Source organism: Phenylobacterium sp., assembly GCF_965229015.1.
In the GTDB taxonomy this organism is placed as follows: domain Bacteria; phylum Pseudomonadota; class Alphaproteobacteria; order Caulobacterales; family Caulobacteraceae; genus Phenylobacterium.
This window is the reverse complement of record NZ_CBDDIM010000001.1, coordinates 318844-342212: the sequence shown is the minus strand read 5'-3', so window position 1 is coordinate 342212 and position 23369 is coordinate 318844. Positions and strand designations below refer to the sequence as shown.

The 23369-nt window shown below is 66.3% G+C and carries 25 protein-coding genes and 1 pseudogene; 8 read left to right on the top strand and 18 right to left on the bottom strand.

Going from position 1 to position 23369, the window contains the following annotated elements:
- Positions 1-87: 87 nt before the first annotated feature.
- Together ACO06I_RS01615 and ACO06I_RS01610 are read left to right on the top strand one after the other, a co-directional pair.
- Positions 88-1293 carry an AAA family ATPase gene (locus tag ACO06I_RS01615; RefSeq protein ID WP_421930888.1) on the top strand — a complete coding sequence of 402 codons (1206 nt, stop codon included), beginning with the start codon at positions 88-90 and terminating at the stop codon, positions 1291-1293.
- Positions 1286-3793, top strand: a complete 2508-nt coding sequence (locus tag ACO06I_RS01610; protein WP_421930887.1) for a S8 family peptidase — start codon at positions 1286-1288, stop codon at positions 3791-3793. The genes ACO06I_RS01615 and ACO06I_RS01610 overlap by 8 nt, the downstream gene beginning before the upstream one ends.
- Before the next feature lie 381 nt (positions 3794-4174).
- Here the strand turns inward: ACO06I_RS01610 and ACO06I_RS01605 are convergent, their stop codons facing one another.
- From ACO06I_RS01605 to ACO06I_RS01525, 17 genes are all read right to left on the bottom strand, one after another.
- Complete coding sequence (locus tag ACO06I_RS01605) at positions 4175-4387, bottom strand: hypothetical protein (protein WP_421930886.1); 213 nt, start codon at positions 4385-4387, stop codon at positions 4175-4177.
- A gap of 21 nt (positions 4388-4408) precedes the next feature.
- A complete protein-coding gene (locus tag ACO06I_RS01600) occupies positions 4409-4672 on the bottom strand; it encodes a helix-turn-helix domain-containing protein (RefSeq protein ID WP_421930885.1) in 264 nt (87 codons plus the stop codon).
- Positions 4673-4795: 123 nt separating this feature from the next.
- On the bottom strand, positions 4796-5464 hold the full coding sequence (locus ACO06I_RS01595) for an LPD7 domain-containing protein (protein ID WP_421930884.1): 669 nt from the start codon (positions 5462-5464) through the stop codon (positions 4796-4798).
- Entirely contained in the window at positions 5454-7319 is a 1866-nt protein-coding gene (locus ACO06I_RS01590; protein ID WP_421930883.1) for a type IV secretory system conjugative DNA transfer family protein, read from the bottom strand. The genes ACO06I_RS01595 and ACO06I_RS01590 overlap by 11 nt, the downstream gene beginning before the upstream one ends.
- Positions 7285-8286 carry a P-type DNA transfer ATPase VirB11 gene (virB11, locus tag ACO06I_RS01585; protein WP_421930882.1) on the bottom strand — a complete coding sequence of 334 codons (1002 nt, stop codon included), beginning with the start codon at positions 8284-8286 and terminating at the stop codon, positions 7285-7287. Before virB11 ends, ACO06I_RS01590 begins: the two co-directional genes overlap by 35 nt.
- 4 nt (positions 8287-8290) lie before the next feature.
- Positions 8291-9418 carry a type IV secretion system protein VirB10 gene (gene virB10, locus ACO06I_RS01580; RefSeq protein ID WP_421930881.1) on the bottom strand — a complete coding sequence of 376 codons (1128 nt, stop codon included), beginning with the start codon at positions 9416-9418 and terminating at the stop codon, positions 8291-8293.
- Positions 9415-10266, bottom strand: a complete 852-nt coding sequence (gene virB9, locus ACO06I_RS01575) for a P-type conjugative transfer protein VirB9 (RefSeq protein ID WP_421930880.1) — start codon at positions 10264-10266, stop codon at positions 9415-9417. The genes virB10 and virB9 overlap by 4 nt, the downstream gene beginning before the upstream one ends.
- The gene (locus ACO06I_RS01570) at positions 10263-10937 is read right to left on the bottom strand and encodes a virB8 family protein (RefSeq protein WP_421930879.1); all 675 of its coding nucleotides are present in this window, start codon (positions 10935-10937) and stop codon (positions 10263-10265) included. Before ACO06I_RS01570 ends, virB9 begins: the two co-directional genes overlap by 4 nt.
- Positions 10934-11176: a hypothetical protein gene (locus tag ACO06I_RS01565; protein WP_421930878.1), complete on the bottom strand. Its 243-nt coding sequence runs from the start codon at positions 11174-11176 to the stop codon at positions 10934-10936. The genes ACO06I_RS01570 and ACO06I_RS01565 overlap by 4 nt, the downstream gene beginning before the upstream one ends.
- Positions 11176-12111, bottom strand: a complete 936-nt coding sequence (locus tag ACO06I_RS01560; protein ID WP_421930877.1) for a type IV secretion system protein — start codon at positions 12109-12111, stop codon at positions 11176-11178. Before ACO06I_RS01560 ends, ACO06I_RS01565 begins: the two co-directional genes overlap by 1 nt.
- An 8-nt stretch (positions 12112-12119) precedes the next feature.
- Complete coding sequence (locus ACO06I_RS01555; protein ID WP_421930876.1) at positions 12120-12344, bottom strand: EexN family lipoprotein; 225 nt, start codon at positions 12342-12344, stop codon at positions 12120-12122.
- The gene (locus ACO06I_RS01550; RefSeq protein ID WP_421930875.1) at positions 12341-13048 is read right to left on the bottom strand and encodes a type IV secretion system protein; all 708 of its coding nucleotides are present in this window, start codon (positions 13046-13048) and stop codon (positions 12341-12343) included. The genes ACO06I_RS01555 and ACO06I_RS01550 overlap by 4 nt, the downstream gene beginning before the upstream one ends.
- Entirely contained in the window at positions 13045-15423 is a 2379-nt protein-coding gene (locus ACO06I_RS01545) for a VirB4 family type IV secretion/conjugal transfer ATPase (RefSeq protein WP_421930874.1), read from the bottom strand. Before ACO06I_RS01545 ends, ACO06I_RS01550 begins: the two co-directional genes overlap by 4 nt.
- Positions 15416-15760 (bottom strand): type IV secretion system protein VirB3, encoded by a 345-nt coding sequence (locus ACO06I_RS01540; RefSeq protein ID WP_421930873.1) that lies wholly within the window; start codon positions 15758-15760, stop codon positions 15416-15418. The genes ACO06I_RS01545 and ACO06I_RS01540 overlap by 8 nt, the downstream gene beginning before the upstream one ends.
- 4 nt (positions 15761-15764) lie before the next feature.
- Positions 15765-16076, bottom strand: coding sequence for a TrbC/VirB2 family protein (locus tag ACO06I_RS01535; protein WP_421930872.1), 312 nt, complete (start codon positions 16074-16076; stop codon positions 15765-15767).
- Positions 16077-16078: 2 nt separating this feature from the next.
- Positions 16079-16711 (bottom strand): lytic transglycosylase domain-containing protein, encoded by a 633-nt coding sequence (locus tag ACO06I_RS01530; RefSeq protein WP_421930871.1) that lies wholly within the window; start codon positions 16709-16711, stop codon positions 16079-16081.
- Positions 16712-16810: 99 nt separating this feature from the next.
- Positions 16811-17125, bottom strand: coding sequence for a response regulator transcription factor (locus ACO06I_RS01525; RefSeq protein WP_421930870.1), 315 nt, complete (start codon positions 17123-17125; stop codon positions 16811-16813).
- Between the two features lie 421 nt (positions 17126-17546).
- Between ACO06I_RS01525 and ACO06I_RS01520 the strand changes: the two genes are divergently transcribed.
- The 5 genes and pseudogenes from ACO06I_RS01520 (at position 17547) to ACO06I_RS01500 (ending at position 21103) form a co-directional block, all read left to right on the top strand.
- A complete protein-coding gene (locus ACO06I_RS01520; protein WP_421930869.1) occupies positions 17547-18011 on the top strand; it encodes a helix-turn-helix domain-containing protein in 465 nt (154 codons plus the stop codon).
- A 230-nt stretch (positions 18012-18241) separates the two neighbouring features.
- Positions 18242-18547, top strand: a pseudogene (locus ACO06I_RS01515) (integrase core domain-containing protein); the annotation flags it as partial.
- A gap of 148 nt (positions 18548-18695) precedes the next feature.
- Entirely contained in the window at positions 18696-19010 is a 315-nt protein-coding gene (locus tag ACO06I_RS01510; RefSeq protein ID WP_421930868.1) for a PepSY domain-containing protein, read from the top strand.
- A 65-nt stretch (positions 19011-19075) separates the two neighbouring features.
- Positions 19076-19753 (top strand): response regulator, encoded by a 678-nt coding sequence (locus ACO06I_RS01505; protein WP_421930867.1) that lies wholly within the window; start codon positions 19076-19078, stop codon positions 19751-19753.
- Positions 19754-21103, top strand: a complete 1350-nt coding sequence (locus ACO06I_RS01500; RefSeq protein ID WP_421930866.1) for a sensor histidine kinase — start codon at positions 19754-19756, stop codon at positions 21101-21103.
- A 140-nt stretch (positions 21104-21243) separates the two neighbouring features.
- Here ACO06I_RS01500 and ACO06I_RS01495 read toward each other — a convergent pair whose 3' ends face one another.
- Positions 21244-21834, bottom strand: a complete 591-nt coding sequence (locus ACO06I_RS01495) for a hypothetical protein (RefSeq protein WP_421930865.1) — start codon at positions 21832-21834, stop codon at positions 21244-21246.
- Positions 21835-22311: 477 nt separating this feature from the next.
- On the opposite strand from ACO06I_RS01495, the gene ACO06I_RS01490 reads away from it, so the two are divergent.
- A complete protein-coding gene (locus ACO06I_RS01490) occupies positions 22312-23313 on the top strand; it encodes a hypothetical protein (RefSeq protein WP_421930864.1) in 1002 nt (333 codons plus the stop codon).
- The last annotated feature ends 56 nt before the right edge of the window (positions 23314-23369 follow it).

The window sequence follows — 23369 nt, the reverse complement described above, 5'->3', positions numbered from 1 at the left end:
TGCCACGCACGGCGGTTGCTCTGCAACGATACCGGGGCTATACACACCAAATCGGCGCACCAGTGCAACGCGCCGCAGGAATCGCTTATGGAACACTTCTCCATCGTCCAAGCTCTTTGCCGCGCGGCGATGGCCGATGCGTCACCCGCCCTGCGCAAGCAGATCGAGCGCCTGCGTGACGCCCTCACCAAGGATGGGGATTCGAAGCAGTCCGCCGCCTTGACCAGCATCCTGACGACTGCGGATCGGACGAAGGAACTTTCACCCAGCCGCATCGAGCGTTCCAAGGCGCAGATTTCCGGCGAGGTTCTGACGCGCAACACGCCGGTGCCTGTCGATCGCGAAACGGCGGCGGCGCTGGCGGACATTATCTTTCCGGCGGACATTCAACCGACTGCGCCGCTGTTCAACGCGACCGTCAGCCAAGCCATTGAAACCATCATCGAAGAATGGGCGAATTTCGAAGCCCTGTCGGAGATCGACATCCGGCCGTCGAAAACCTGCCTCATCTACGGGGCGCCCGGAACGGGCAAGACCCGCCTGGCGCTCTGGATCGCACAGCAGCTCGAACTACCTGTCGTGCTGGTGAAGCTGGACGGTCTCGTGTCGTCCTTCCTGGGCACCACCGCGCGCAACATCGGCAATCTGTTCACGTTCGCGAACCGCCATCGCTGCATTCTTCTGCTCGACGAGTTTGACGCCATCGCGAAGGTCCGAGACGACCCGCAGGAGGTCGGAGAGATCAAGCGCGTGGTGAATGCGCTCCTGCAGAACCTCGATGTTCGCCGCGATATCGGCTTCACGATCGGAATCACCAATCACCCGAAGCTCTTGGACACTGCCGTCTGGCGGCGCTTTGAGGTTCAGCTTGAGATTCCGAAGCCGGACTTTGAGATGCGCAAGGCGATCGCCGCGCATTTCATGCCGCCCGTAAAGGCCCCGGACATCCATCTGCGGCTGATCGCATGGTTTACGGAGGGCTCGACCGGCGCCGAGATCGAGTCTCTCGTGCGCACCTATAAGAAGGCCACCACTGTTCGCGAGGAAGACAAGCGCGGGCTGCTCGATACGCTCCGCCAGTTCGCCACGCTAAACGCAGCTCGGGTCCAGAGCGAACGCCGCGCGCTGCTGTTCGACGATTCGAGCAATCTGTTTCGGGCCATGCGGGATGATCCTATCCTTGCCTTCTCGATGGCCGACATCGGCGAGATCGCGGGCAAGGACAAATCGACGGTCAGCCGTCAGCTCGGCCGAGCCGCCAAGTCCGGCGAAGGTGAGGCGCTGAATGGCTAGCCCTATCCAGATCGTCCTCAACCCGGAAAACTATGAGGAAGCCCGCGAGGCGGGCGGCGGCGGCGGCCGAAAGGACTTCTTCGCACATAGGGACGCCGAGTTCGTAGCCCATCGCATGGCCCTCATGGGCCAGATCGATACCATCTCCGGCGTCCTCAGCGCGCAGTCGCAAGGCGACGTCGGCTTTGTGAAGGTCATTCTGCGCCGTGAAGCTTGGGCAAAAAGTCACCGGCCGGTTGGGAGCCTGTTTCGCAACGATCGCACCCCAGTCGTCGGCGGCGGCGATCTCGGCGTCATGATTATCGAAGCCCGCCCGGGCACGCTCCGCCAGGTGGCGGCCGAGATCGCCAAGGCCGAGACGCATACGGTGATGCGCTTCAACGAACAGAAGCAGAAGGATGAGCCTCACCCCTCCGCCCGAAAGAGCGAAACTGGCGCCATTGACCGGATCGAACTCTACGGCCCTGCCGACCGCCGCGACTTCTCTGTGGAAGAAGCCGTCGCATGGCTTTCAAACCCGATGACGGGCAGCAGCTACCAAGTCGAGTTGTTCGATAGCCCGCCGCCCCGTTCGGAATGGGATCTCCTCGATGCAGGCCATCGTCGCCTCGCCGAGAGTTTCATCGCGGGCTTCAATGCTCTCGATCATGGGCTTGCGGTCGAGCGGCTGCCAAATCACCGCCACAAACAGCCGATCCTCTCCGTCCGGCTCGACCAATCCAGCGATCAGCCCGTCTTGCGGCTGAATGAAGCCTCGCTCAGCGAGCGCCGTCGCGAATTGGCGGTGTTCAATCCCGACGTCAAACGCCACGCTCGCCTGCTTGCCTTCCTCGACAGCCATCCGCTTGTGCGGCGGATCGAACTGCCCGGTATCGTCGTCCGGGCTACAGGTGCGGCCACGCCCGCGCCGCGCACGCGGCCGACGAACGTCACCATTCCTATCCGCGACAGCCGCCGGACCCATCCACGGCTCGGCATCATTGACGGCGGCATCAGCGAAGCGCTCTCGGACTGGGTGATTGATCGGTGGGACATTCTCGCCGACGAAGATGCCGACCTCGCGCATGGCACCTTTATCGGCGGCCTGGCCGCGGTCGGCGGCGCTTTGAACGGCGCGGAAACCTGCCCTGAGCCGGATGGTGCGGAGCTGGTCGACGTCGCCGTTTTCCCCAACGAGCGCAAGGCCGGTGCCTTTGCCTCATACTATCCCGAGGGCTTGCCGCAGTTCTTCGACGAGATGGAAACGGCCGTTTCGGATGCGCGCGCCCGGCACGGGGTGCGGGTGTTCAACATGAGCCTCAACATCCTGCAACCGGCGGCGCCAGATCGGTACAGCCCGCACGCAGCACGGCTCGATCAGATTGCTGAAACCAACAATGCGGTGGTGTTCATTTCGGCGGGTAATATCCAGCCTCAGGATCTCCGCGCCGAATGGCCCGCCGACGCGACCGCTGCGCTCGGCAATCTCGTGAACGCTCGCAACGACGGCTTGCTCACGCCGGCCGAAAGCGCCCGCAATGTCGCTGTCGCCGCGCTTAATCCGCCGGGGCATGACGGGTGCCTACCCTTCGCACCTACGCGGTACAGTCGCCGTGGTCCTGGCTTGCGCGCCGGGGTTAAGCCGGATTTGGCGCATATCGGGGGTGCGGGCTCCCAGCATCCCATCCTCGGACATGGGCTGTTCTCGATCCTGCCCGATGGAACGATCGTCGATGGCTGCGGCACGAGCTACGCCTCGCCCCTTGCGGCGAAAACCGCCGCCGTTCTGGACCACGCCATTGAGGGGGAAGTGTCGCGCGAGACCCTTATCGGCTTGCTGGTCCATCACGCCGAAATGCCGGCGCCCTTGCAATCCAAGGCGCTCGCGCCGATCGCGCGACATATGGTCGGCTTCGGCATGCCGCCGTCCGCCGACCGGATCCTTGAAACCGGCGACCACGCCATCACGCTCGTCTTTGCTTCGCGTATCCGCCGCGATCAGCAGATCAACTTCCGCTTTGCGTGGCCGGCGTCGCTGGTGGGACCAGGCGGCAGGTGTCGGGGCCGAGCGAAGATCACCCTTGTCTCCACGCCGCCCCTGGATGCCCGGTTCGGTTCGGAGTTCGTGCGGGTGAACATCAACGCCACTCTGCAGCAGGAGCAGGCAAACGGCGGTTGGAAAGGTCAGCTCGACCCGCTTTATCTGCCGTCAAAGCGGCAATCTCCAGCGATCGAGGCGGAGCGGATCGAGCACGATCTGAAGTGGAGCCCCGTCAAGGTTCTGGCCAAGACCTTCCCGCTGGGTGTCGGTCCGTCCTCAAACTGGCGGCTGTTCGTCGATTATTTGACCCGTGCCGGCGAGGTCATGCCCGAGGAGGGCGTGCCGTTCACCGCAATTGTCACCATCAGCGACCCAGACTCCGAACAGCCGGTGTTCACCGATATGCGTCAAAACCTCCAGGCGCTCGGCACGCAGATTGCCGACATCCGGACCGCTGCACGCATTACGCCGCGCGTTTGATCCTATTTCGCGGAACACACAGCTCGGGGACAGCAAGCCCTCATAGAGGTTCGACATGGCAAGGTCAGTCTCACTCAAAACCGGACGCGTTTTCGGGACGGTCACGGCCGCCAGGACGCATTTCGCTTTGATGCTCAACAGGCAAGAGCTGAAGCAGGCATTCTCCGGTGAGGAGTTGGCTGACATCAGCGCCATGTACGAGGACTATTGCGGCAAGACTGGCTGGGAATTGCCATCACCGCCGGCATCATTCTATCCCACCCACGATCGCGGACCCGGCTACACCACCCGATGCTATGGGGTGACTTTCCAAGACGGTAGGACTGAGACCTTCTCGCTAGATAAGGCACTGCGAGCTATCGCAGCCTAGCATCGCCATCGTCAGTTGAGCGGTTTGGCGGGGAGCAGGGCCGCCACGGTATCGGCCCACAGCGCCAAAATCTCCGCCTGCTCCGCATCCGCTTCGCCCACCGTGTCGGCGAACACCTTCAGCAGCCGGGCGAACTCATCCGTGGTGGTCACGCCGGAGGCCTGCAGCACGCTGGCGACCATCGCCACCATCTTGCCATGCGCACAGACCAGGGCCCGATCCATCGGCCCTACCCCGCTACGCGATCAGTCGCGAGGGCGTCGGCCGCTGCGCAGGGGCTGCGGCTTGTCCGCGTCGGGGTCTGGTTTGGCGAACAGCGCCGCGATCGGCACGTCCAGCGCCTCCGCCAGGCGGTCGAGCAGATCGACGGAAGTGTTGCCCTGCTCTCGTTCAAGTTCGCTTACCCAGGCTCGATCGACGCCAGCGTCGATCGCCAGCCGCTCCTGCGAGAGCGACTTGGCGGTGCGTAACGCCCGCAGATTCCAAGCCAGAAGCGCCCGTCCCTTCATGAGAGAAGCGGGATACTTCTGTGGCCGATGAAACCACGGTCTCCAGACTACATATTACGAACTGCAGGCAACGACTCAAGCCCGGGTCAATACTCTCCTGCCGCCAACAGTCACTCCGGTCGGCTACCGACTCCGCTGCCGGTCTCGCGAGCGGTGGGACTCCTGGACGGCCTGAGCCTTAGCGACATCTAGGGGACGAACCCGAACGCCCTGCTCCAACAAAGACGCCAGCCGCTCACGAGCCGCCGATAGGATTCGATCCTGGGCCGGCCGGTCGCCGACCCGCGCCCGAACCACGGCCTCGACGATGCGCATATTGGTCCGCCCCGCCGCCGCGTTCGCCTTGCCTTCACGATCTCCGCGCTCTGGCCGCTCGTCGGCGGCGCGTGCGGTCTTGCGCGCCAGGGCCGCCTGCCGACGCTCCAATTCCTGGCGGTCCCGCTCGGTCGGCTGATAGCCGCGCACCTCCAAGCCAAGGGCGCTGGCCGTAAGCCAGGCCTCCCGCCGGAAGTCGGCCTCGCCATGGACCAAGACGACGGTCCAGCCCCGATGCTGGGCGACCGCGGCCATGTCGCGGATCGCATTGGGATCGGACCTCGGCGTCACCAGTCGGGCCCCCAGGTCGCGGAACGTGGCGGTCTTGATCCGGGCGTCTGCGTAAAAGCCGAGCCCCGGGCCGCCGCGTGAGTCGAGATAGTACCGCCGCAGCAAGGGGTCTGGCACATCGCCCTTGTTGGTGGAGCGCCCCCGGCCCTCGCTGTCGATCTGATTGCGATCTATCTCACCGGCCATGGTCGACCTCCTCTCGGATCACGGACGCATCAATGAAGCGCTCCATCCAGGTCTCGACCTCCGCATCGGTCGCACCGTCGGCCGGCAGCGGCTCGAACCCGGCCGCCTCCAGGGCTGGGGCGACCAGGTCGAGGCTGAGAACGTCCGGGCGCGGCGCCGGGCCAGAGGTCGGCGGCGGGCTTGAAGTGCTGGATGCAATGGCAGGATGGGCCGCGACGACCGGCGGCGCGACGACCCGCGCGCTGAACACCCTCTCCCGCCAATATTGGATCTTCCGGCCCCGCACCGGCGGCATGCCCGCCCGCAACAGGATCAACTGGCCAGGGTCCATCTGGATCAGTTCCTGCGGCATCATCAGCGCTCGGCGCTGATCGGACTCGGTGGTGCTGCGCCGGCCCACGGACAGCAGGGTTGGGCGGCTGTGGGAACGGCTTGAATAGGTCCAGAAGCCCAGCCGTTCGGAGAGGTCCTGGGCGACCTTGAGCTCCTTGGGCGCGAACGCGATCTCGAGACCGCAGTTGGCCATGATCTCCTCTGCCAAGTCCGGACCGTACTCGGCCCTCAACTGCGCCGGGCTCTGCAGGACCGGGAGCAGGCGTAGGCCGTAGCCGGCGACATAGGAGAAGCCGTGGGCGATGACCGCCGCGTGTCCGAGGCGCGCGAACTCGTCCATCACCACGAGCACCTGGACCGTGTGCCGGTCGGCGGACGGCCGCTCGCGGGTGTTCAGATCCACGAGTTGCTGCAGGAGCAAATTATAGAGGGGCGCTACGCGGGCCAGGTTGTCGGGCGAGACGCCGAGATAGAGCGACATGCGGCGCTCGCGGAGGTCTCGGAGATCGAAGTCGCTGGCGTCGGTCGCGGCGCAAACGCGCGGGTTCAGCCAAAGATTCATCCGGGCGGTGATGGTCTGCTTGATCGAGGCGAAGGTGTTTTCCGAGGCCGAGCAGAAGTCGGAGATGGCGCTGACGCAGCCATAGGAGAGTGGCCGGCCGGCAGCGGCGAGCCCTTTCACTTCCTCGGGCAAACGGCTGCGCGGGTCGCCGTGGGTCAGCTCGCGGTAGATGGCGCCCAGGCTGAACGGCAACTCCGCTGTCTCGGCGACATAGGCGCCGACGCCGATCAGCCCAGTCCGCGCCGCCTCCGCCCAGAACGGGTCGCCGTGCTGCGGCGGCGGAAACAGCATGACCGCCAGCTTCTGCAGTTCGTCGAGCACGGCGACCGGGTCGGCGCGGTCGATGTGACCGAGCGGGTTGAAGCGGGCCGTCCGGCCTTCCGGGTCGAGCGGATCGAACAGCACGACCTCCTGGCCATGGGCGCCGCGGAAGCCGGCGCTCGCCTCCCAGTTCTCGCGCTTGACGTCGAGGACCACGACGGAGTCCGGCCAGGTCAGCAAGTTGGGGATGACCACCCCGACGCCCTTGCCGCTGCGGGTCGGCGCATGGAGCATGACGTGCTCGGAGCCGCCGAACACCAGGAGCCGGCCGCCCTTGCGGCCAAGGACGATGCCTTGGCGAGCGCGCAGGCCGGAGCCGACAAGCTCGGCCTCGCTGGCCCAGCGGGCGGCGCCGTGCAGCGGCGGGCGCAGGTTGCGGATGACGCCGACGGTGGCGAGGCCGGCGCCGCCGAAGACCGACAGCACGCCGACGCCGAGCCATCGGCGCACCTGCGGGTCATCGCGGAAGTACCAGAGCCAGGCGGGGACCTGCGCCAGGTCGATGTCGGCCGACAGGCGCTTGAGACCCGCCAGGGCGATGATCACAGCAAGCCCGCCCAGCAGGGCGACGCCGGCGACCGCCAGCGTGCCGACATAGGCGGCCTTAAGCGGCCAGGGCGCGCTTGCGAAGCGGGTCATACCAGACCTCCGTCATGCGAAAGCGGCCCTCGACGCGGCGCAGCTGCACCACCACATCGACCAGCATGTGCAGCAGCGAGCGGATGTCGTCGCGCGCCAGGTCGCGGCCCCCCTCGGACTCCTTCACCAGTAAGGTGAGTTGCTCAAAGGCCAGGGTGGCGCTGTCGGCGTGGATGGTGGTGATCGAGCCGGGATGGCCGGTGTTGACGTTGCGCAGATAGAAGAAGGCCGTCCCGTCGCGCAGTTCCTGCAGCAGGATGCGGTCGGGCCGCATGCGCAGCGCGCTTTCCAGCAGCTGCTTGGCGCCGACCTTGGCGAGCCCCTGCCCGTCCTTGGCGTAGAGCATGTGGACGGCGTTGCGATGCGGGACGGTCAGCTCCCGCGCATCCTCAATGGTCAGCAGCCGCTCGCCGTCCGGGATCAGCCGCACCAGACCCTTGGCGAAGGTGGTCTTGCCCGAGCCCGTGGCGCCGGAGATCAGCACATTGCGCCGGCTGCGCACGGCCAGCCGGAAGAAGGCCGGCCAGTCGCCAGCGTCCCGCAAAGCCAGGAGTCCGGTCTCGTCGGCGGAAAGGTCGTTGGTCGCGACGGCGACGTCATCGAACAGGCCGCCGCGGGCGAAGGCGTCGAGGTCGAAGGTGGTCGCGGATGGCTTGCGCAGCGTCAGCGACAGCCGCTCGGCCGCCGGCGGGATGACGATCTGGCAGCGCTCGCCGCCCGGCAACACCGTCGAGCAGATCGGGGTTTCCGGGGTGACGTCCTGGGCGGTGAAGGCGGCCGCCGCCTTGGCCAGGGTCGAGAGCCAGGTCTCAGTCAGGTCGGGCGCGGCGCGCCATTCCCAGCCGCCCTCCCGTTCAATCCCCAGTTCGCCTGGCCGGTTGACGACCACTTCCGTCACACCGGCCGGCTGCAGGCAGGCCTGAAGCGGCCTCAGATAGTGCTCCAGCACGGCGGTGTCGTGAGCCATGGTCTCACCGGCCCTTGAGGCCGTAGACGCCCGAGAAGTCGAAGTCCTGGGCGACGAAGATCGACACCTCTGAGCCCTGCGGCTTGCGCAGGCTCGGCGGGATGTTGATCGAGTTCTGCACGGCGATGCCGGCGGCGTCCGACGGCAGGCGCGTGATGTTGGACCCATTGTTGGGCCCGGCGACGGCATAGGCCGCGTCATCGACGATGCTGAGCAGGAGCGCGCCGCCAAAGCGGTCCCAGAAATGGGTGTCGATCTCGCCGTCGAAGCCCGCCCGGCCAATCGGGTCGGCGGCGGGCGATCCGAGCGCGATGGCGACACCGGCCGGGGTGACGGCCCGAGTCCAGAGCACGAACAGCCGCCGCTGACCCTGACGCAGGCTCGAGCGGTACTCGCCGAGAACCTTGGTGCCCTTCTCCATCAGCACGACAGCGCCGTTGTCCGACAGCACGTCGCGCGGGATCAGGCAGCTGACATAGCCCGGAGTCGTGGTGTCCATCGCCGTCTGCAGGATGCAGGGGATGTTGGCGCCGGCGACGATCAAGAAGTTGCGGTCCGGCAGGCGCGCCGCCCGGGCCTGTCCGATCGAGGAGCCGCGCCGCAGTTGATCGAGTTCGGTCGCCTCACGCGCTGGCCCGCCCTGGGCCGCCAGGATCGCAGGCAACGCCGGTCCAGCGGCGCCCTCGCCGCCCCGGCTGTAAGCCAGGATCGGTGCGCCGCGGATGGCGCTGACCTCTGCTTGTCGGCGGGTTGCGGCGTCCGCCGCAGTGCCACCAGCCCCGGGCTGGATCGCCGGGACTTGGCCGCCAGCGACGGTCGGCGCGAGGCTGGGCGCATCTGCGCCGGGCGCCGCCAAGGTCGGGGATGGGGTCTTCATCGCCGGCTCAAATGGCACGACCTGCCGTGCCGGCTCGTCGCGCCTAGGTTCGGCCTTGGGTTTCTCATGGCCCCAGGTGGCGGCGACGAACACGCCGCAGCCGGCCACGAGGGCGGCCAGGACGACGCCCTTGCCGGCGATGCCTGATCCGAGCCGTCCGGCGATCGGCGAGATCGATCTCTCGAACGCGGGCGGCGCGCCTCGTTCGTCCCTGGACGAGGGGGCCGTTTCACTGAAATCAGTCGCGTCGGTCATGGCTTGGACGCTCCCTGGTCGGTGCGCTGGACGTCGGGGGCGGCGGTGCCGGTCCCCGGATTGACGCCGTAGGGCTCGAAGGCCTGGTTGTAGATGCAGAGCACGTCGCGCCCTCGGCGCAGGCGCAGTTGGCGGACGACGGCGTGGACCACCACGAACTCGCCGCGCACGTCGAACGGGATCAGGCTCTCGGTGCCGCCGGCTTCCACCTGATAGATCGCGGGGACCTGTTGGTTGGCCGGGAAGCGTAGGACCGTGAAGCGCCCGTTGTCGGAGACCTCCGAGGGCTGCAAGGCGGTCGCGCCTTGGACGCCGTAGTTCAGATTGCGGCGACCTTCCACGACGGCGCGGTCCAGCTTCAGCTCGACAATGCGCCGCTCAAGGGCGGCGGCCTGTCCCGTCAGGGCAGCGGCAGCAGCCGCCTTCTCGTCCTGGGGATAGCGGAAACGCAGGCCGAAGACCGTGTCGGGCGTGGTTCGGGCCGATGAGCCGGCCCGCGTCGACAGCTCGAAGGTATAGTTGCGTGTCTCGGTGCCGCGACTGGTGGTGACGATCAGGTTGGTCGGCGCCCGGGCGGCCTTGGGCTTTACGAAGAGAATGTTCTTCTCGGCCGCCACATCCCACCCGGTCGCGTCGCCGACGGCGACGTGCAAAATGGTCTCGTCCGGGCCCAGCAGGATCTGGGTCGCGGTGCGAAACACCCCCGTGATCTTCACGACGGCCCAAGGATCGTAGTCCACCACCTTGATGCGGGGGTCGGAGGGTCCCGACTTCGGCGTATCGAGCGCAAAGGCGGGCGACGAGACCGCCAAGCTCGCCGCGGCCAGGATGGCGAGGGGCGTTCTCATCGCACCACCTCCGGGTCCGCCCGGTAGCTGGTCACCTGGAAGCCCAGCGGATTGCGCAGCCGATCCGCCTCGCCCATCGGCGCCTTGGTGTAGGCGTAGGCGATGGTCGCGATCCAATCGCTTTCGGTGACCTGCTGGCTCTGGCGCACGACGCGGTGGAAGCGGACGTTGGCGACGCCATCGGACACGAAACTCACCGCCCGGATGTCGATCTGCGCCTCCCCGGCCGGCCCATAGATCACCTGCGGGCTCTGCGGATTGGCGGGCCTGAAGGCGTCCGCCCAGCGCTGCTGCTCGGCGGGCGTCGACATGATCGAGACCTGGCGGAAATTGGCCTCGGCCGCTGGGGCGAGCCAGCCCTCCCGCGAACGGACGTACTGGGCCAAGAAGTGCTTGGTGACCGCCTCGTCATAGGCGAGCGGCTTCTCCGAGCGCAGCGCGGTCATGACATCGACGGCACCGGTGCTACGGTCCACGCGGACCACGAAGGGCTCGACGCTCTTCAACGGCGCCAGGGCGGCCACCGCGCCCACGGCCACGGTTGCAACGACAGACGCGAAAGCCGCCACGCCCCAGGCCAGCCGGCGCGAGCGCTCGGCGCTTCGGAGTTGGTCGGCGTTCCAGCCCTTCGCCTCGGCGAAATAGCCCTTCAGATCGCTCTCGGCCTTCATACGAGACAGCTCCCGAACGACCTCGGTGAGACGTTGGAGGACAGGGTCTTCGGCTGGGCGCTGTCAGGCGCGGCCGGCGGCGCAGGCGGCCCGCCCTCCGTGGGCAGCGCCAACACGGTGCCGTAGGGGTTGGCGGGGCGCAGGTGCTTGCCGTCGCAGACCGCGAGCTTGCCGCCTCCGGTCGAGGCGCAGGCCGTGAGGGCGAGAGCGGCAAAGGTTGTCAGGATGGCGATGCGCATCAGGCGCGACCTCCGGCAGGACGAATGGACCCCCCGCCCCTTGGCGCGCTGCGGCTGGCTTCCTGCGGCCCTTGGGGCGCGCCCGCGCGAGGCACGCCGCTGAGCGAGGCGGCGTTGGCGAAATCGGCCAGGCCCGCGCTGGCGCCGCCGGCGATCCCGGCGGCGATGGCTGGCGTCTGCAGGAAGAAAATCGCACCGAGCAGACAGAGCGCCACGAACAGCAGACCGCCGGCCATCGGATCGGAGCTGTCGATGTTGCCCCACTGTTGGGCGACCAGCGACAGGATCAGCTGGAACACGGTGATGATCAGGGCGAACAGCACCAGGTAGTTCACGGCCTGGCTGAGCCAGCCGAAGAAGAACCGGCGGGTGGCGTCGAAGAGCGCGCAGGCGACGAAGATCGGGCCGAGCGCCACAAGCAAGGCCAAGGCGACCGTGGCGATCAGGACCACCCCGAAACCAATGGCCGCAGCGAGCGCGCCGACGATGTAGACGACCGCACCGAGGATCCATGGCCCGAAGTCGACCGGACTCGCTTGCTTGGTAATCGTCTCGGCGAGATAGGCCGCACGGTTGAAGAAGTTATCGAACGCCGAGCCAACGTCAGGGACACCTCCTCCGCTGATCGCTTGGGTCAAGGTGTCGGGCAGGACATGGAACAGCGGCTGGGTGACGTAGGTCGAATAGGCCACCGTGGTGGCCAGCATGTAGACGAAGGCGAGCTTGAGGCTGCGCACCACGAAATCCATGAACGGTTCCTGGATCGTACCGCGCAAAATGGCGAAGCCGTAGAGCAGGACGTAGAGCACCAGGGCGGCGCGTAGGGGGCCGGAAACCTGGGCCATGACCGAGCTGGCGCGCTCGTTCAGGAAGACGTCGAGCTTGCTGTCGACGAAGGCATAGGCCGGCTGGAATATTTGCAGGGGCTCGGCCATCGCCGCACTCAAAAGCCCTTCTTGTAGGCGTCGATCCGCGCGTCTCGCTTGGCGGCTGCCGAACCGGCCTTCGCGCTAACGCACTCGTCCCCGCGGTGAGCGCCAGTCGCACAGTCGGCGATGACCTTTTCGGCCTCGTCGGGATGTGCAGTGAAGTAGTCGGCGCTCCGTGGTTGAGGCGAACACGCAGCAAGCAGAGCTACGGCAGAGAGGGCATATAGAGTCCGGGTCATTGGAAACCGCTCCGATACAGCGCGATCCGCGCGTCGCGCGCTGCCATCATGCGCTCTTGTTGCCGCTGCCTTTCAAGTCGATCCTCAGCCGCCTGAGCCATGGCGATACCCTGCAGGCGCATCTGATCATTGGCGATCATGGCCTGTTCGGTCGTGGCGCGCGCCTGCAGGTCCATCACGGCCCGGGCGTTCGGCGCGGTGTCGATGGCCGCTTGGAGGTCTTTCAGGCCTTCAAGCCGTTGGGCGCCCGCGTCAGTCACACTCTGACCCAGGGCCAGGTCGCGGGCCGCGCGTTGGCCTGCGGCTTCAAGATCGGCCCCGAGCGGATCATCGGCCGCAGCGGTATAGAGGCGATTGGCGGATCGGATCGCGTCGGCCTTCGCCCCGATGGCGCCAAGGGCCGTGAAATCACCCTTCGCGGCCGCGCTAAAGGCCGATGTATCCGGAAGGAAGGACCGCAAGGGCGGGACGCCGAGCGCGCTGGCGATCTTGCTCACGCCCGAGGCGTCGTTGAGGCTGGAGAACAACTGCTGACCCTGGCTGACCTGGGTCTTCAGCTCGTTCAGCTGGTTTACAGCCGTCGTGGCCTGCTGGATCAGCTTAGCGTAGCTGGCCGCGTCATAGACCGCGAGCTGCGCGTGAGCCGCTGAGCCGCCGAGGGTGATCGCCCCTGCAAGCGCGATGGTGACCAACGGGCGCTTCATGAGATCATCCTCCGTTCGCGGTGAAAGGGTTCGAGCCAGTCCTTGGGGTTGTCGCCGACGCGGGCTCGGATGCGGTCGAGCAGATCGACCGTCTCGGTGCGCCCGGACAGCACGGCTAGCTGGTCGTCGAGCCCGTCGAGGCGAAGTTCGGCGACCACAGAGTTGAGGCCTTGCTTGATCAGGAACTGCCGCGACTCCGGCGCCAGCTCCTCGCGGACCAGGGCGAACTCGCGCCGGGTGAGGCCGAACCCCTCAATGTAGTCGCGCTCGGCGGCATGGGCATTGGGTAGGAAGATCTTGGTCGCGCACTGCTCCAGGATGGTGTGGGCGATGGGCGAGCGCAGGACGTCGGCCGGCGACTGGGTGCCGAACACCATGAAGGCGTTCTGCTTGCGATAGGTCTTCAGCCCATCCTGAGCGAGACCGCGGAAGGCTTCGTCGCCGAGCGCCTTCCAGAATTCGTCGATGTCGATGACCAGGCGACGGCCGTCCACGAGGGCGGCAAGCCGATGAAAGAGGTACATCATCATCGGGGTGCGGACTTCGGCATTGTCCAGCATGTGGGTCATGTCGAAGCCGAGGAACCGCGCGTCTAAGCCCAACGCGTCCGCTTCGTTGTCAAGGACCCAGCCCAGGGCTCCGCCTCGGCACCACTTCTCCAACCGGGAGCCGACGCCGCCCGCGTCGCGCTGGCCCAGCAGCGCGCGGAGCGCTGACAAAGAACGCTGGGCTGCTGGCAGCGGACCCAGGGCGGCGACCGCGGCGTCGATCGCCTGCTCTTCCTGGACCGACAAAGGCCGGTCGCTCGCGCCCACCAGCTGCCGGATCAACTGGCCAAGGAACGCCGCGTTTCCCGACGTGAAATCCAGGGCCTTGAGCGGCGCAAACCCGGTCGGTTCGCCGTTGCGCAGCGTCAAATAGGTCCCCCCGCAGGCCCGGACAAAAACCTCCGCCCCGCGGTCCTTGTCGATGAACACCTGCTGGGCGCCGAACTTCTCCAGGGCGGCCAGCATGAAGTTCTGGACGACCGTCTTGCCTGAGCCGGACGGCCCGCAGATGAAGGTGTGGCCAAGGTCGCCGACGTGGAAGTTGAAGTGGAAGGGCGAGCCGGCGGACGTGCGCAGCAAGGCCACGGACGGCCCCCAATGGCTGCCCTCCGCCCGCCCCGCGGGATGGGTGTGGAAAGGCGCCAGGGCGGCGAAGTTGCGAGAGGTGATCGCCGCGGGCCGAACGCGTCGGCTGAAGTTTCCCGGGAACTGGGCCCAGAAGGCCGCCTCCAGCCCGAGATCTTCGCGGGCCGTGACCAGGCCGGAGTCGGCGAGCAGCGCGCGGGCGGTCGAAAGGTTGTCGGCGAGTTGGTGTGGGTCGTCGCCGTACACGAGCACAGACGCCTGGTGATCGCCCATCGCGAAGCGATTGGACATCAGATCGTCCAGCGCCTCCCCCAGCCCCGCGATCTGCGAGGCGGCCCGGTCCCGGGCCGAAAGCATCTGGTTCTGCTTCCGCTCCATCACCGCGCGGGCGGCCGTCTTGGAGAGGAAGGTGAAGGACTGGCTGGCGACGAAGGCGAAGCGGGCCGAAAGCAAGCCATTCCACAGACCGGGCCGGGTCACGGCGGGATATTCCTTCACCCCGAACATGCCGGCGAAGTGGGCCTCGGCGGCGTCCCGGATTTCCAGGGCTTCGCGGCCAAAAATGACCCTGGCCGAATAGATCGCCGAACCGAGGTGACCGCGGATCAGCGGCACCCGCTCGCGCCGTCCCGTCAGGACGAGCCGCAACACTTCCAAGGGTTCGGAGAACCAGCCGCCGTCTCGCTCATAGAGGCCGAGCGTCCGAACGCCGTAGCGGCTGAGGTATTGCGCCAGGTCGCGGCCCGCATCCTGCAACCGCTTGACCGCCTCGTCCTCATCGGCGTCGGACCGGCGGCGCTTGGCGATCCAGGCGCCCGCACGCTCCGTGGCGTCCCGGCCCGGGTGCAGGACAAGGGTGACGTAGAGTTCGTTGACGAACATCTGGGTCGCACCGAGGCGAGCCCGATATCGAGCGTCGAGATCGGCCGCGAAGTCGGACCGGAAGGTGCCTGCGGGGTAGCCCTCATGACGGCGCCGCACCAGATGGTGCCAGACCGCCAGATGGTCGTTGGCCAGGTTGCGCCAGGCGCCGTTGAGCTTGGCGTGCCAATCGTTGAGATCGCGCACATCGGCGGTCTCGAAACTGGCCCCGTCGAGTTGGAAGGTCATCATCAGCGCCTGGGTGTCTAGGCCAATGATCTCTCCGGTCAGGTGGCGCGCATACGGCAGCGCCCCGCGTGGATCGAGGTCACGTCCCAGCGACGACGGGGCCGCCCGCGGCTGAAGCACCAGGCTAGCCACGGACCACCTCGGAGGCGACGTATCGGCGCTTGAGTGGAAGCGGTGTCGACGAACTGCCGCCCCAGGTCGCGCCGTTGCGGGCGCGCCCCTTGGTATCCACGAACATCCACAGGACCCGAAAGGCGTTGTGGTCGTGTTTGCAGATCGCCCGGAAGACGAGGTGGACGGCTGGCGCGATCAACAGGTAGGCCGGCGAGTGCGCGGCCAAGAAGACCGTGGCCGTAACCATCAGGTTGAGGCCCATGGCTTCCATCGGCACGCCGGCGACCATCGCCGGCCGGGTGCAGGCCAGGAAGAGGGTATCTTCGGTCAGGCGCTCGTCGGCCTCGGCGGACATCGGATCAGGCTCCGCCGCCGCCGCCGGTGATCAGGTCGACGATCCCAGCGGCGCTGAAGATGACGATGATGCCGACGACCACCGTCCCGGCCCGGCGCATGTCCAAGTGGCCGAACATCCAGGCGATGCCGGTGATGATGATCGCGATCACCGCCAGGCCGCGAATGACGTTGCTGTTGAGCAGGTTGATGATGTTCTGGATGAAGGCGCCGATGTTGCCGCCGACGCCGGCCGACTGGGCGAAGGCCGGACTGGCGCTGGCCAGGGCGATGATCCCGACCAGGGCCATGCGGCCGATGAAAAGCTTCTTGCGCACGCTCACTGGAGTCCTCCGGGCGCTGTGATGGAAACGGTGGTCACGAAGCTGCCGCGACCGCGATGGACCTCGCCAAACACATCCCAGGCCGGCGACTGGATTTCGGGCGACAATGCGGGCGCGGGCGCGGGCACTTTGGCCGCAAGCGCCCCACCGAGCGCCGGCACAATGCGTTCGGCGGCGCTGGTGACCTTGCCGACGTAGCCATTGCTGACGCCTCGGACAGGATGGCCGGTGTTGTAGTAGGAGAGCGCCGTCTTCAGAGCGGCCTGCTCGCCGACGCGGACCGCGTCGCCGCGGGCATAGCCCTCCTGCAGAATACGCGCGGCGGCCCTCAAGTTCGTGCAGGGCTCGAACACGTCCGCCAAGCTGAGCCCGAGCCACGACAGGTTCCTGCTATTGATCTGCGCCAGGCCAAGATCGATGCTCCGCCCCCCGGCGATAAGAGCCCCTGCCCTGGCGACCGCCTCGTTGATCGAATTTGCTGAGACCGCGATGGGTGGCGCGCCGTTCACGCCGATGGCCAGGGGCTCGAACCGGCTTTCCACCTCGACGACCGACAGGAGGGTTTCCGGTGCGACGGTAGGGGCACAATGCGCGGCGAGGGCAAGAGCGGCGGCGAGGCTAAGAGCCATGAGATACACCTGATGGTGAAGCGCGAGCACCGAGGACCTGTCATGGCCTCGACGACGATTTTGGCCGCACGGCCGCATCCTCGCGAGGCGCAAGCCTACCTATTCGGAGGGGGTAGGCTTACGGCGCGGGCCCGAAATGAGGCCGCGCTCCCGAGCCAGCACGACGGCCTGGACCCGCGTCTTCACGCCCAGGTGTCCGCAAAGTTTGATGAGATGCTTTTCGACCGTGCGCCCCGAGAGGCCCAGGATGGCGCCGATATCGCTCGCGCTTTTGCCCTCCTGAACCCAGGACAGGCATTCCAGCTGACGATCTGTAATCCGGCTGATGGTGGTCACAAGCGGCAATGGGTAGACAGTGTCCGAGCCAGCGAACGGCCGTTGAAGGGGCAAGCTGCCGTCAGAATGATGGGTCACCGCAAATCTCTCCACATGGCTGGTTGCTGCGGCTTGCCGCAGGGTCCTTCGGGCGCGCTCGCCCCCGTCATGTGATAGCCAAGCCATTTGCGAAGCGCGCAGCGAGCGTGGCTGGAGCCGATTCTTGTTCCGCCGCAAAACTCCGCGCCTCGCACGCCGAAACCTGCGTGTTCTCCGTCAGTTTCTGCCGTAACGCCGCCGGATTTCGCCGGGCCGCCGCCAAAACCGCGCGAACCTCACTTTGCGAGACCTAGTCGGCGCATCCCTTGCGGGTAGAGAGCGTTGGCAAATACAACTTTTGCGGCCTATAGGTGTAAGGTCAGCTGTGGGCGCTTAGGAAGGGAATGACGGCTTGAGTCCGCCCCGCCGACCAAGCAGCCTGGATTCGACACCCGAGCCTGACCCGCGAGGACAGGCCGAGATGCTGTCGGAAATCCTGCGGGCCATCCGCCTGGAGCGCCGGCTGCGAACAGGTGATGTCGCCCGCGCCATGGGGATGCCCCTGCGATCGTATGAGCATTTCGAGGCCGGACGCGGCCGACTTGATCTTCAGCGGCTGCAGACCTTCGCCGACGCTACGGACAGCGATCCTTTCGCCATTGTCGCCGCGTTGATCCTTAAGCGTCCGGAATTCGCCCTGCGGGTGGCCGACAGCAAGTTGATGGTCGTGATGATGCTGTCACTGGACGACTTCAACGAGGACCTGGGCGAGGACATTCGTCTCATTGAGGTTCGTGTGCTGGTGGGCGCTTTCCGGCGGGTGTTTCAAGACCTGACCGACCACGTCCGCAAACGTGACCTCACCGCCGAGCGCTGGCTTGACGAGCGGTCGAGACGAATGGGGCTGCCATCTCACTTCACCAAGGGGCGGTCGCGAAGGGCCTGACGCAAGGCGGTCGTCGCGATGTTTACCGCAAATTATCGCCCACCGATCACCGTTCTTCGAATTGGGACGGAGGTGGTCATTGGACAGAGCTGACAATCGACGGCGGCACGCCCGCGGCTCGACGGCGCTGGCCGTTCGGATATTTCCGTCGGGATATTCTTGCCAGATTCTCGACATCTCGCCGCGCGGCATGCGCCTGCGGCTCGAGACCCCGATGCCGATGGCCGACACGGCCATCGCTGGGGCTTATCCACGACTCCGACCGCGGCATCCAGTACGCCGCCGAGGCCTATCGCTCAGCTCCTGCCCGACAGGGGATCACGCCGAGGATGAGCCGCAAGGGTGACTGCTGGGACAACGCCCCTATGGAGAGCTTCTTCCACACGCTGAAGACCGAGCGGGTGCACCACCGGGTCTCACCACCCGCGACCAGGCCCGGCGCGATCTGTTCCAGTACATCGAGAGCATCTACAATCCCGCCGCCTTCACTCGGCCCTGGGCTCAGTCCAGCCGACGCCGAACGCAGAGCGGCTTAACCCCGCCCACTAATTCGGGGGAAGATCATGGCTTTCAGGTATGAGATCGCCGAACATTGGCGAAAAGTATGGCCGGAGCCATCTCTATGGTAGGGGCAGAGGGCGAGGGTGAAGACATCTGGCGGGGCAACTACCGGAGACAAACACCATGAAGCGCCTTCTGATCTTCCCGGCCATCGCCGTCGCTCTCGGAGGTTCGGCCGCCCTCGCCGCTTCGCCGAAGCCCTATGTTGGCCATGAGTTGGCCTCGACCGCCCACATCACGCTCGTCCAGGCCCAAGCCACGGCGCTGAAGGCCAGGCCCGGCCAGGTGACCGACAAGGAGCTGGAGAAGGAAGCCGGCGGCAGCGGCATGCGGTATTCGTTCGACATCAAATCGCATGGCAAGACCTACGAGGTCGGGATCGACGCCCAGTCCGGCAAAATCCTGGAAAACCAGGCGGAAGGCCCGAATCCCGACTAGGCTCGAAGGTCCGGCGGGCCACCGCCGGACCCTCCCCTCACCGCCGGATCGGAGCTGGCTCCAGCATGAAGCTGCTCATCGTCGAAGACGACAAGGAAGCCGCCGCCTATCTCAAGCGTGCGCTGTCCGAAGCTGGTCACACGGTCGATCTCGCAGATCGTGGCCGCGATGGCTTGATGCTGGCGGCGGCGGAGCCCTACGACGTCATTGTGCTTGACCGGATGCTGCCTGAAATCGACGGTGTGGCGATCCTTCGCACGATCCGCGCTTCTGGAGTCAAAACTCCAGTCCTGCTGCTGACCGCCTTGGGCGGTATCGACGACCGCGTCGAAGGGCTTGAGGCGGGCGCCGATGACTATCTCGTCAAGCCTTTCGCATTCGCCGAGCTGTTGGCCCGGGTCAACGCCCTGGCGCGCCGGCCGCCCCCCCAGGAAGTGCGCACCGAACTCGTCGTCGCGGACCTGAAGCTCGACCTGCTGAAGCGGACGGTCACCCGGGCTGGGCAGCGGGTGGAGCTGCAGCCGCGCGAATTTCAATTGTTGGAGTATTTGATGCGGCATGCGGGGCGGGTGGTAACCCGCACCATGCTGCTTGAAAATGTTTGGGATTTTCATTTCGACCCCAAGACCAATATCGTGGAGACCCACGTCAGTCGCTTGCGAGGCAAGGTGGATCGCGGCCACGCGTGCGAGTTGATCCAGACGGTGCGTGGCTCCGGCTACATCCTGCGTGAACCCGACTAGATGTTCCGCTCCACAAGCTTGCGCCTAGCGGCGGTCTATACCCTGATGTTTTCCATCGCGGTTGTCGTGCTGGGCGCTTTGACCCTGTTCACCACGCGACAGGCGCTCTCCGCAGACGTCGATGCCCGGATCCGCGCGGAATCGGCCGCGCTGGTGCAGGAATTTCGAACTGAAGGCCTACCCGGTGTGCTTGGCGCGGTGCGCGAACGGGACCGGACGCCCGGCGCCCTGAACTATGGCCTGGAAGGCCCTGGCACCCGGGCGATGGCGGGCCGTCTGGCCGGAGCCAAGGCGCCCCTGGGCTGGTCGGTTCTGCGGATCGCCCAGCCAGGCGGGGAGCTCGAACCCATTCGGGTCTATACGAGCCGCCTTCCCGGGGATCTGAGGCTGGTTGTCGGTGACGATCTCGACCGTATCGAGACCCTGGACGGTGCGGTCATCCGCGGTTTTGGCTGGGCCTTCGTCGGAGTGGTGCTTCTGGGCGTCGGCGGCGGCTACGCCTTCAGTCGTGACATACACCGGAGGTTGGCGGCGATCTCCGCCACAGCCGAAGCCATCATTGATGGCGACCTCGGAAGTCGGGTGCCGCTGAGGGGTTCGGACGATGACCTTGACCGCTTGGCGGCGACCTTCAATCGCATGCTCGACCGGATCGCCGCTCTGATGGAGACCCTGAAGCAGGTTTCCAACGACATCGCCCACGACATGCGCACCCCCCTAACCCGCCTGCGGCAGAAGCTGGAAACGGGCCTGGCCCAGCCGGGGGAACGCGGCCAGGCGCTGGAGAGCGCGCTGACGGACCTGGACGCCATCCTCGAGACCTTTGCCGCCCTGCTGCGGATCGCCCAGATCCAGAGCGGGGCCCGACGCGCCGCGTTCCGACCGACCGACCTTTCCGCCGTGGCGCAAACCGTCGTTGAGGCCTTCTCCCCTTCCGCCGAAGACGCCCGGCAGACGCTTACCCTGGAGGCGACCGGACCGGTGTTGATTGAAGGCGATCCCGAACTATTGACCCAGATGCTCGTGAACCTCGTGGAGAACGCCCTACGTCATGCCGGGGCCGGCTCACGAATTCGAGTTCGCGCCTCCAGCAATGGGAGCGGCGCGCAGCTGACCGTGATCGACAACGGGCCGGGAGTTCCCGCCGCGGAGCGTGAGCGGCTGTTCGATCGCTTCTACCGCCTGGAGCGAAGCCGTTCCACGCCGGGGAGCGGTCTGGGCCTGGCTCTGGTGTCGGCCGTGGCCGAACTGCATGGAGCCGAGGTCAAGCTGGCCGGCGCAAATCCAGGCCTGGAAGCCTGCGTGACCTTCGCACGACCGCCCCCTCGCGCAACCGATTCACGGCGATAGGAGAGATTTGGCCCAGCGGGCTGGTCCTCAGCACGCCATGACGACAGACGGCCCGCTCACCCGCCCTCGGCGACAGGTCCATTGCGTCCCAATGTCAGCTGGCTATCGCGGCGCAGGCAGGAGCGCGACAATCGCGGCGGCTAGGGGGCGTTGAAGAATTTCTCAAGATCATCGACCAAAGCAAGTTCTCGCTGCGCGGCCGCCGCCGCCGCCGGCACGTCCCGACGCTTCGCGGCGCCTTCCATCTCTGTGAGAGATGTGTCCATTTGCCCGCGCAAGGCTGAGTCTGTCACGCGCGAAGCAATTGAGGCCCATTGCTCGCGGGCGAACGCCATCGCCTGCATCATGTCCGCCCATCGGGCCGGCTTGGCTTTGAGGTTCGCATCATAGCGGAAGCCGGCATAATCGAGCAGGTTCACCGCCGTGGGGACCTTGGCGGCGGCTGACACCGCGCTCACGAGCACGCGGTAGCCCTCGACGGCCGCGATTGCGAGATCTGCGCGCCTGTCTGCCCCGCGTGCCGATGCGATCGCGGCGAGCCGTTCATCGAGCAGCCCTACGGCGCTGGCGCTCAATGCGCTCCGAACGCCCGCAGCGGCGGTCCGGACCTCTCCAATGGTGAGATCAAGCTCCGCAGGTGTTGCGGAGAATGCGGTTTCTGTCAGTTTCTCGAAGGGCTCTGCGGCTGCAAGCAGCGCGGCGTCTGCGCTGGATGCCGCGGGAACAGCCACCGAAGCGACGCTTGTGGTGGGGCTCGGAGGCGCGACGTCGCTGGAGGCTCCGGATCGCCCGCATGCCGCAAGGGCTAGCGCCAGCACCGCCGTCGCCGACAAGTTGATTGCACAACGTGACATGTAGCGTTCCTCCGCCTAGGCGCCTGTGCGTCACCCGAGATGAAATTCGGCGCGTATTGAGGGCCAATTCCCTGAGATATCTTCAGGTCGCCTAAGAAAACGATAGATCATCTTCAAACAGAATGAAAGATCTCGCGGAGATTTGCATAACCGAAAACTGATTGTCGGGGGCGATTTTATACGGAAGCGCCAAACCCTCTCAAATGTAGGCGTCCACGCAATTCATGACATGGCAGCCCTGATGGCCTTCGCTCGGCGAACCCGTCGTGGAATCGAAACGACGCTACCGGATGGTTCGCCCCTGGTCGCGGCTGGCGGTCCGATCTAGCATCAGGGTGTCAGGATGCATGCCACATGAACACCGCCCGACTCGTCGCCCTTTGCATCGCCGTTTCTGCGAGCCCGCTCACCGCCCTGGCCGGGCCTTCCGGCTACCATGTCATCGACCGCATTGGCGGTCCGGACGGCGGTTGGGACTATGCCAGCTTCGACGCCGGCCGCGATCGGGTGCTAGTGGCCCGCTCCACCGCGGTCAACGCCTTTGACCTCAAGTCCCGCACCGTGACCGGGGCCTTCGCGCCGGCGGCCTGGGGCCACGCCGCCTTCCCGATCAATGGCGGCGCGGAGGTTCTGATCACCAACGGCGCCAAGGCGATGGTGACCTTTGTGGATGCCAAGACTGGATCTCCCCTGGCGACCCTTCCCACAGGACTTGCGCCGGATGACGCGATCATCGACCCGAAATCTGGGCTGCTCCTGGTGATGAACCATGTGGGGGGCGACATCACCCTGATCGACCCCAGGGCGCACAAGGTCGTGGCGACCATCCCCGTGGGCGGACGCCTTGAGGCTGCGGCCGTCGATGGACAGGGTCGCGCGTTCGTCAATGTGGAAGACAGGAACGAGATCGCGGTGGTCGACATCGCCGCTCGCCAGGTGACGGCGCGCTATCCCCTGGCCGGTTGCGACGGCCCGACCGGCATCGCCTATGCCCCGGCCGACCGGCTGTTGATCTCCTCCTGCGAGGGGCTGGCCGAGGTGGTTGACGCCGACAGCGGCAAGGTGGTCCGTCAAGTCAGGATCGGCGATGGAGCCGATGGGGTCGCCTTCGATACGCGCCGCAAACTCGCCTTCGTCTCGGCCGGGAAGTCGGGGACCTTGTCGGTCATCTCGGTGGTGCGAGGCGACGCCAGGCTGGTTGACACCGTTCCCACCCAGAAGGGCGCCCGCACCCTCACCCTCGACCCCGCGAGCGGACGCGTGTTTCTTCCTACCGCCCAGTATGTGGCCGGAGTCGGGGGCGGCCGGCCGACCGTGGCGCCGGGAACCTTTGAACTGCTCATCGTCGGGCGCTAGAGCGCGATGCGATCAGACGAAGTCGTCTGATCGTTGAATCTCGCTCAAATATAAGA

What these genes read in the sequence shown, in the direction of transcription:
- ACO06I_RS01560 (WP_421930877.1), bottom strand. Translation starts at nt 12,111, where the DNA reads ATGGCCGAGCCCCTGCAAATATTCCAGCCGGCCTATGCCTTCGTCGAC.
- ACO06I_RS01615 (WP_421930888.1), top strand. Translation starts at nt 88, where the DNA reads ATGGAACACTTCTCCATCGTCCAAGCTCTTTGCCGCGCGGCGATGGCC.
- ACO06I_RS01600 (WP_421930885.1), bottom strand. Translation starts at nt 4,672, where the DNA reads ATGAAGGGACGGGCGCTTCTGGCTTGGAATCTGCGGGCGTTACGCACC.
- ACO06I_RS01520 (WP_421930869.1), top strand. Translation starts at nt 17,547, where the DNA reads ATGCTGTCGGAAATCCTGCGGGCCATCCGCCTGGAGCGCCGGCTGCGA.
- ACO06I_RS01555 (WP_421930876.1), bottom strand. Translation starts at nt 12,344, where the DNA reads ATGACCCGGACTCTATATGCCCTCTCTGCCGTAGCTCTGCTTGCTGCG.
- ACO06I_RS01550 (WP_421930875.1), bottom strand. Translation starts at nt 13,048, where the DNA reads ATGAAGCGCCCGTTGGTCACCATCGCGCTTGCAGGGGCGATCACCCTC.
- ACO06I_RS01565 (WP_421930878.1), bottom strand. Translation starts at nt 11,176, where the DNA reads ATGCGCATCGCCATCCTGACAACCTTTGCCGCTCTCGCCCTCACGGCC.
- ACO06I_RS01605 (WP_421930886.1), bottom strand. Translation starts at nt 4,387, where the DNA reads ATGGATCGGGCCCTGGTCTGTGCGCATGGCAAGATGGTGGCGATGGTC.
- ACO06I_RS01500 (WP_421930866.1), top strand. Translation starts at nt 19,754, where the DNA reads ATGTTCCGCTCCACAAGCTTGCGCCTAGCGGCGGTCTATACCCTGATG.
- ACO06I_RS01590 (WP_421930883.1), bottom strand. Translation starts at nt 7,319, where the DNA reads ATGACCCGCTTCGCAAGCGCGCCCTGGCCGCTTAAGGCCGCCTATGTC.
- ACO06I_RS01530 (WP_421930871.1), bottom strand. Translation starts at nt 16,711, where the DNA reads ATGGCTCTTAGCCTCGCCGCCGCTCTTGCCCTCGCCGCGCATTGTGCC.
- ACO06I_RS01570 (WP_421930879.1), bottom strand. Translation starts at nt 10,937, where the DNA reads ATGAAGGCCGAGAGCGATCTGAAGGGCTATTTCGCCGAGGCGAAGGGC.
- ACO06I_RS01610 (WP_421930887.1), top strand. Translation starts at nt 1,286, where the DNA reads ATGGCTAGCCCTATCCAGATCGTCCTCAACCCGGAAAACTATGAGGAA.
- ACO06I_RS01490 (WP_421930864.1), top strand. Translation starts at nt 22,312, where the DNA reads ATGAACACCGCCCGACTCGTCGCCCTTTGCATCGCCGTTTCTGCGAGC.
- virB10 (WP_421930881.1), bottom strand. Translation starts at nt 9,418, where the DNA reads ATGACCGACGCGACTGATTTCAGTGAAACGGCCCCCTCGTCCAGGGAC.
- ACO06I_RS01505 (WP_421930867.1), top strand. Translation starts at nt 19,076, where the DNA reads ATGAAGCTGCTCATCGTCGAAGACGACAAGGAAGCCGCCGCCTATCTC.
- ACO06I_RS01510 (WP_421930868.1), top strand. Translation starts at nt 18,696, where the DNA reads ATGAAGCGCCTTCTGATCTTCCCGGCCATCGCCGTCGCTCTCGGAGGT.
- ACO06I_RS01595 (WP_421930884.1), bottom strand. Translation starts at nt 5,464, where the DNA reads ATGGCCGGTGAGATAGATCGCAATCAGATCGACAGCGAGGGCCGGGGG.
- ACO06I_RS01540 (WP_421930873.1), bottom strand. Translation starts at nt 15,760, where the DNA reads ATGTCCGCCGAGGCCGACGAGCGCCTGACCGAAGATACCCTCTTCCTG.
- virB11 (WP_421930882.1), bottom strand. Translation starts at nt 8,286, where the DNA reads ATGGCTCACGACACCGCCGTGCTGGAGCACTATCTGAGGCCGCTTCAG.
- virB9 (WP_421930880.1), bottom strand. Translation starts at nt 10,266, where the DNA reads ATGAGAACGCCCCTCGCCATCCTGGCCGCGGCGAGCTTGGCGGTCTCG.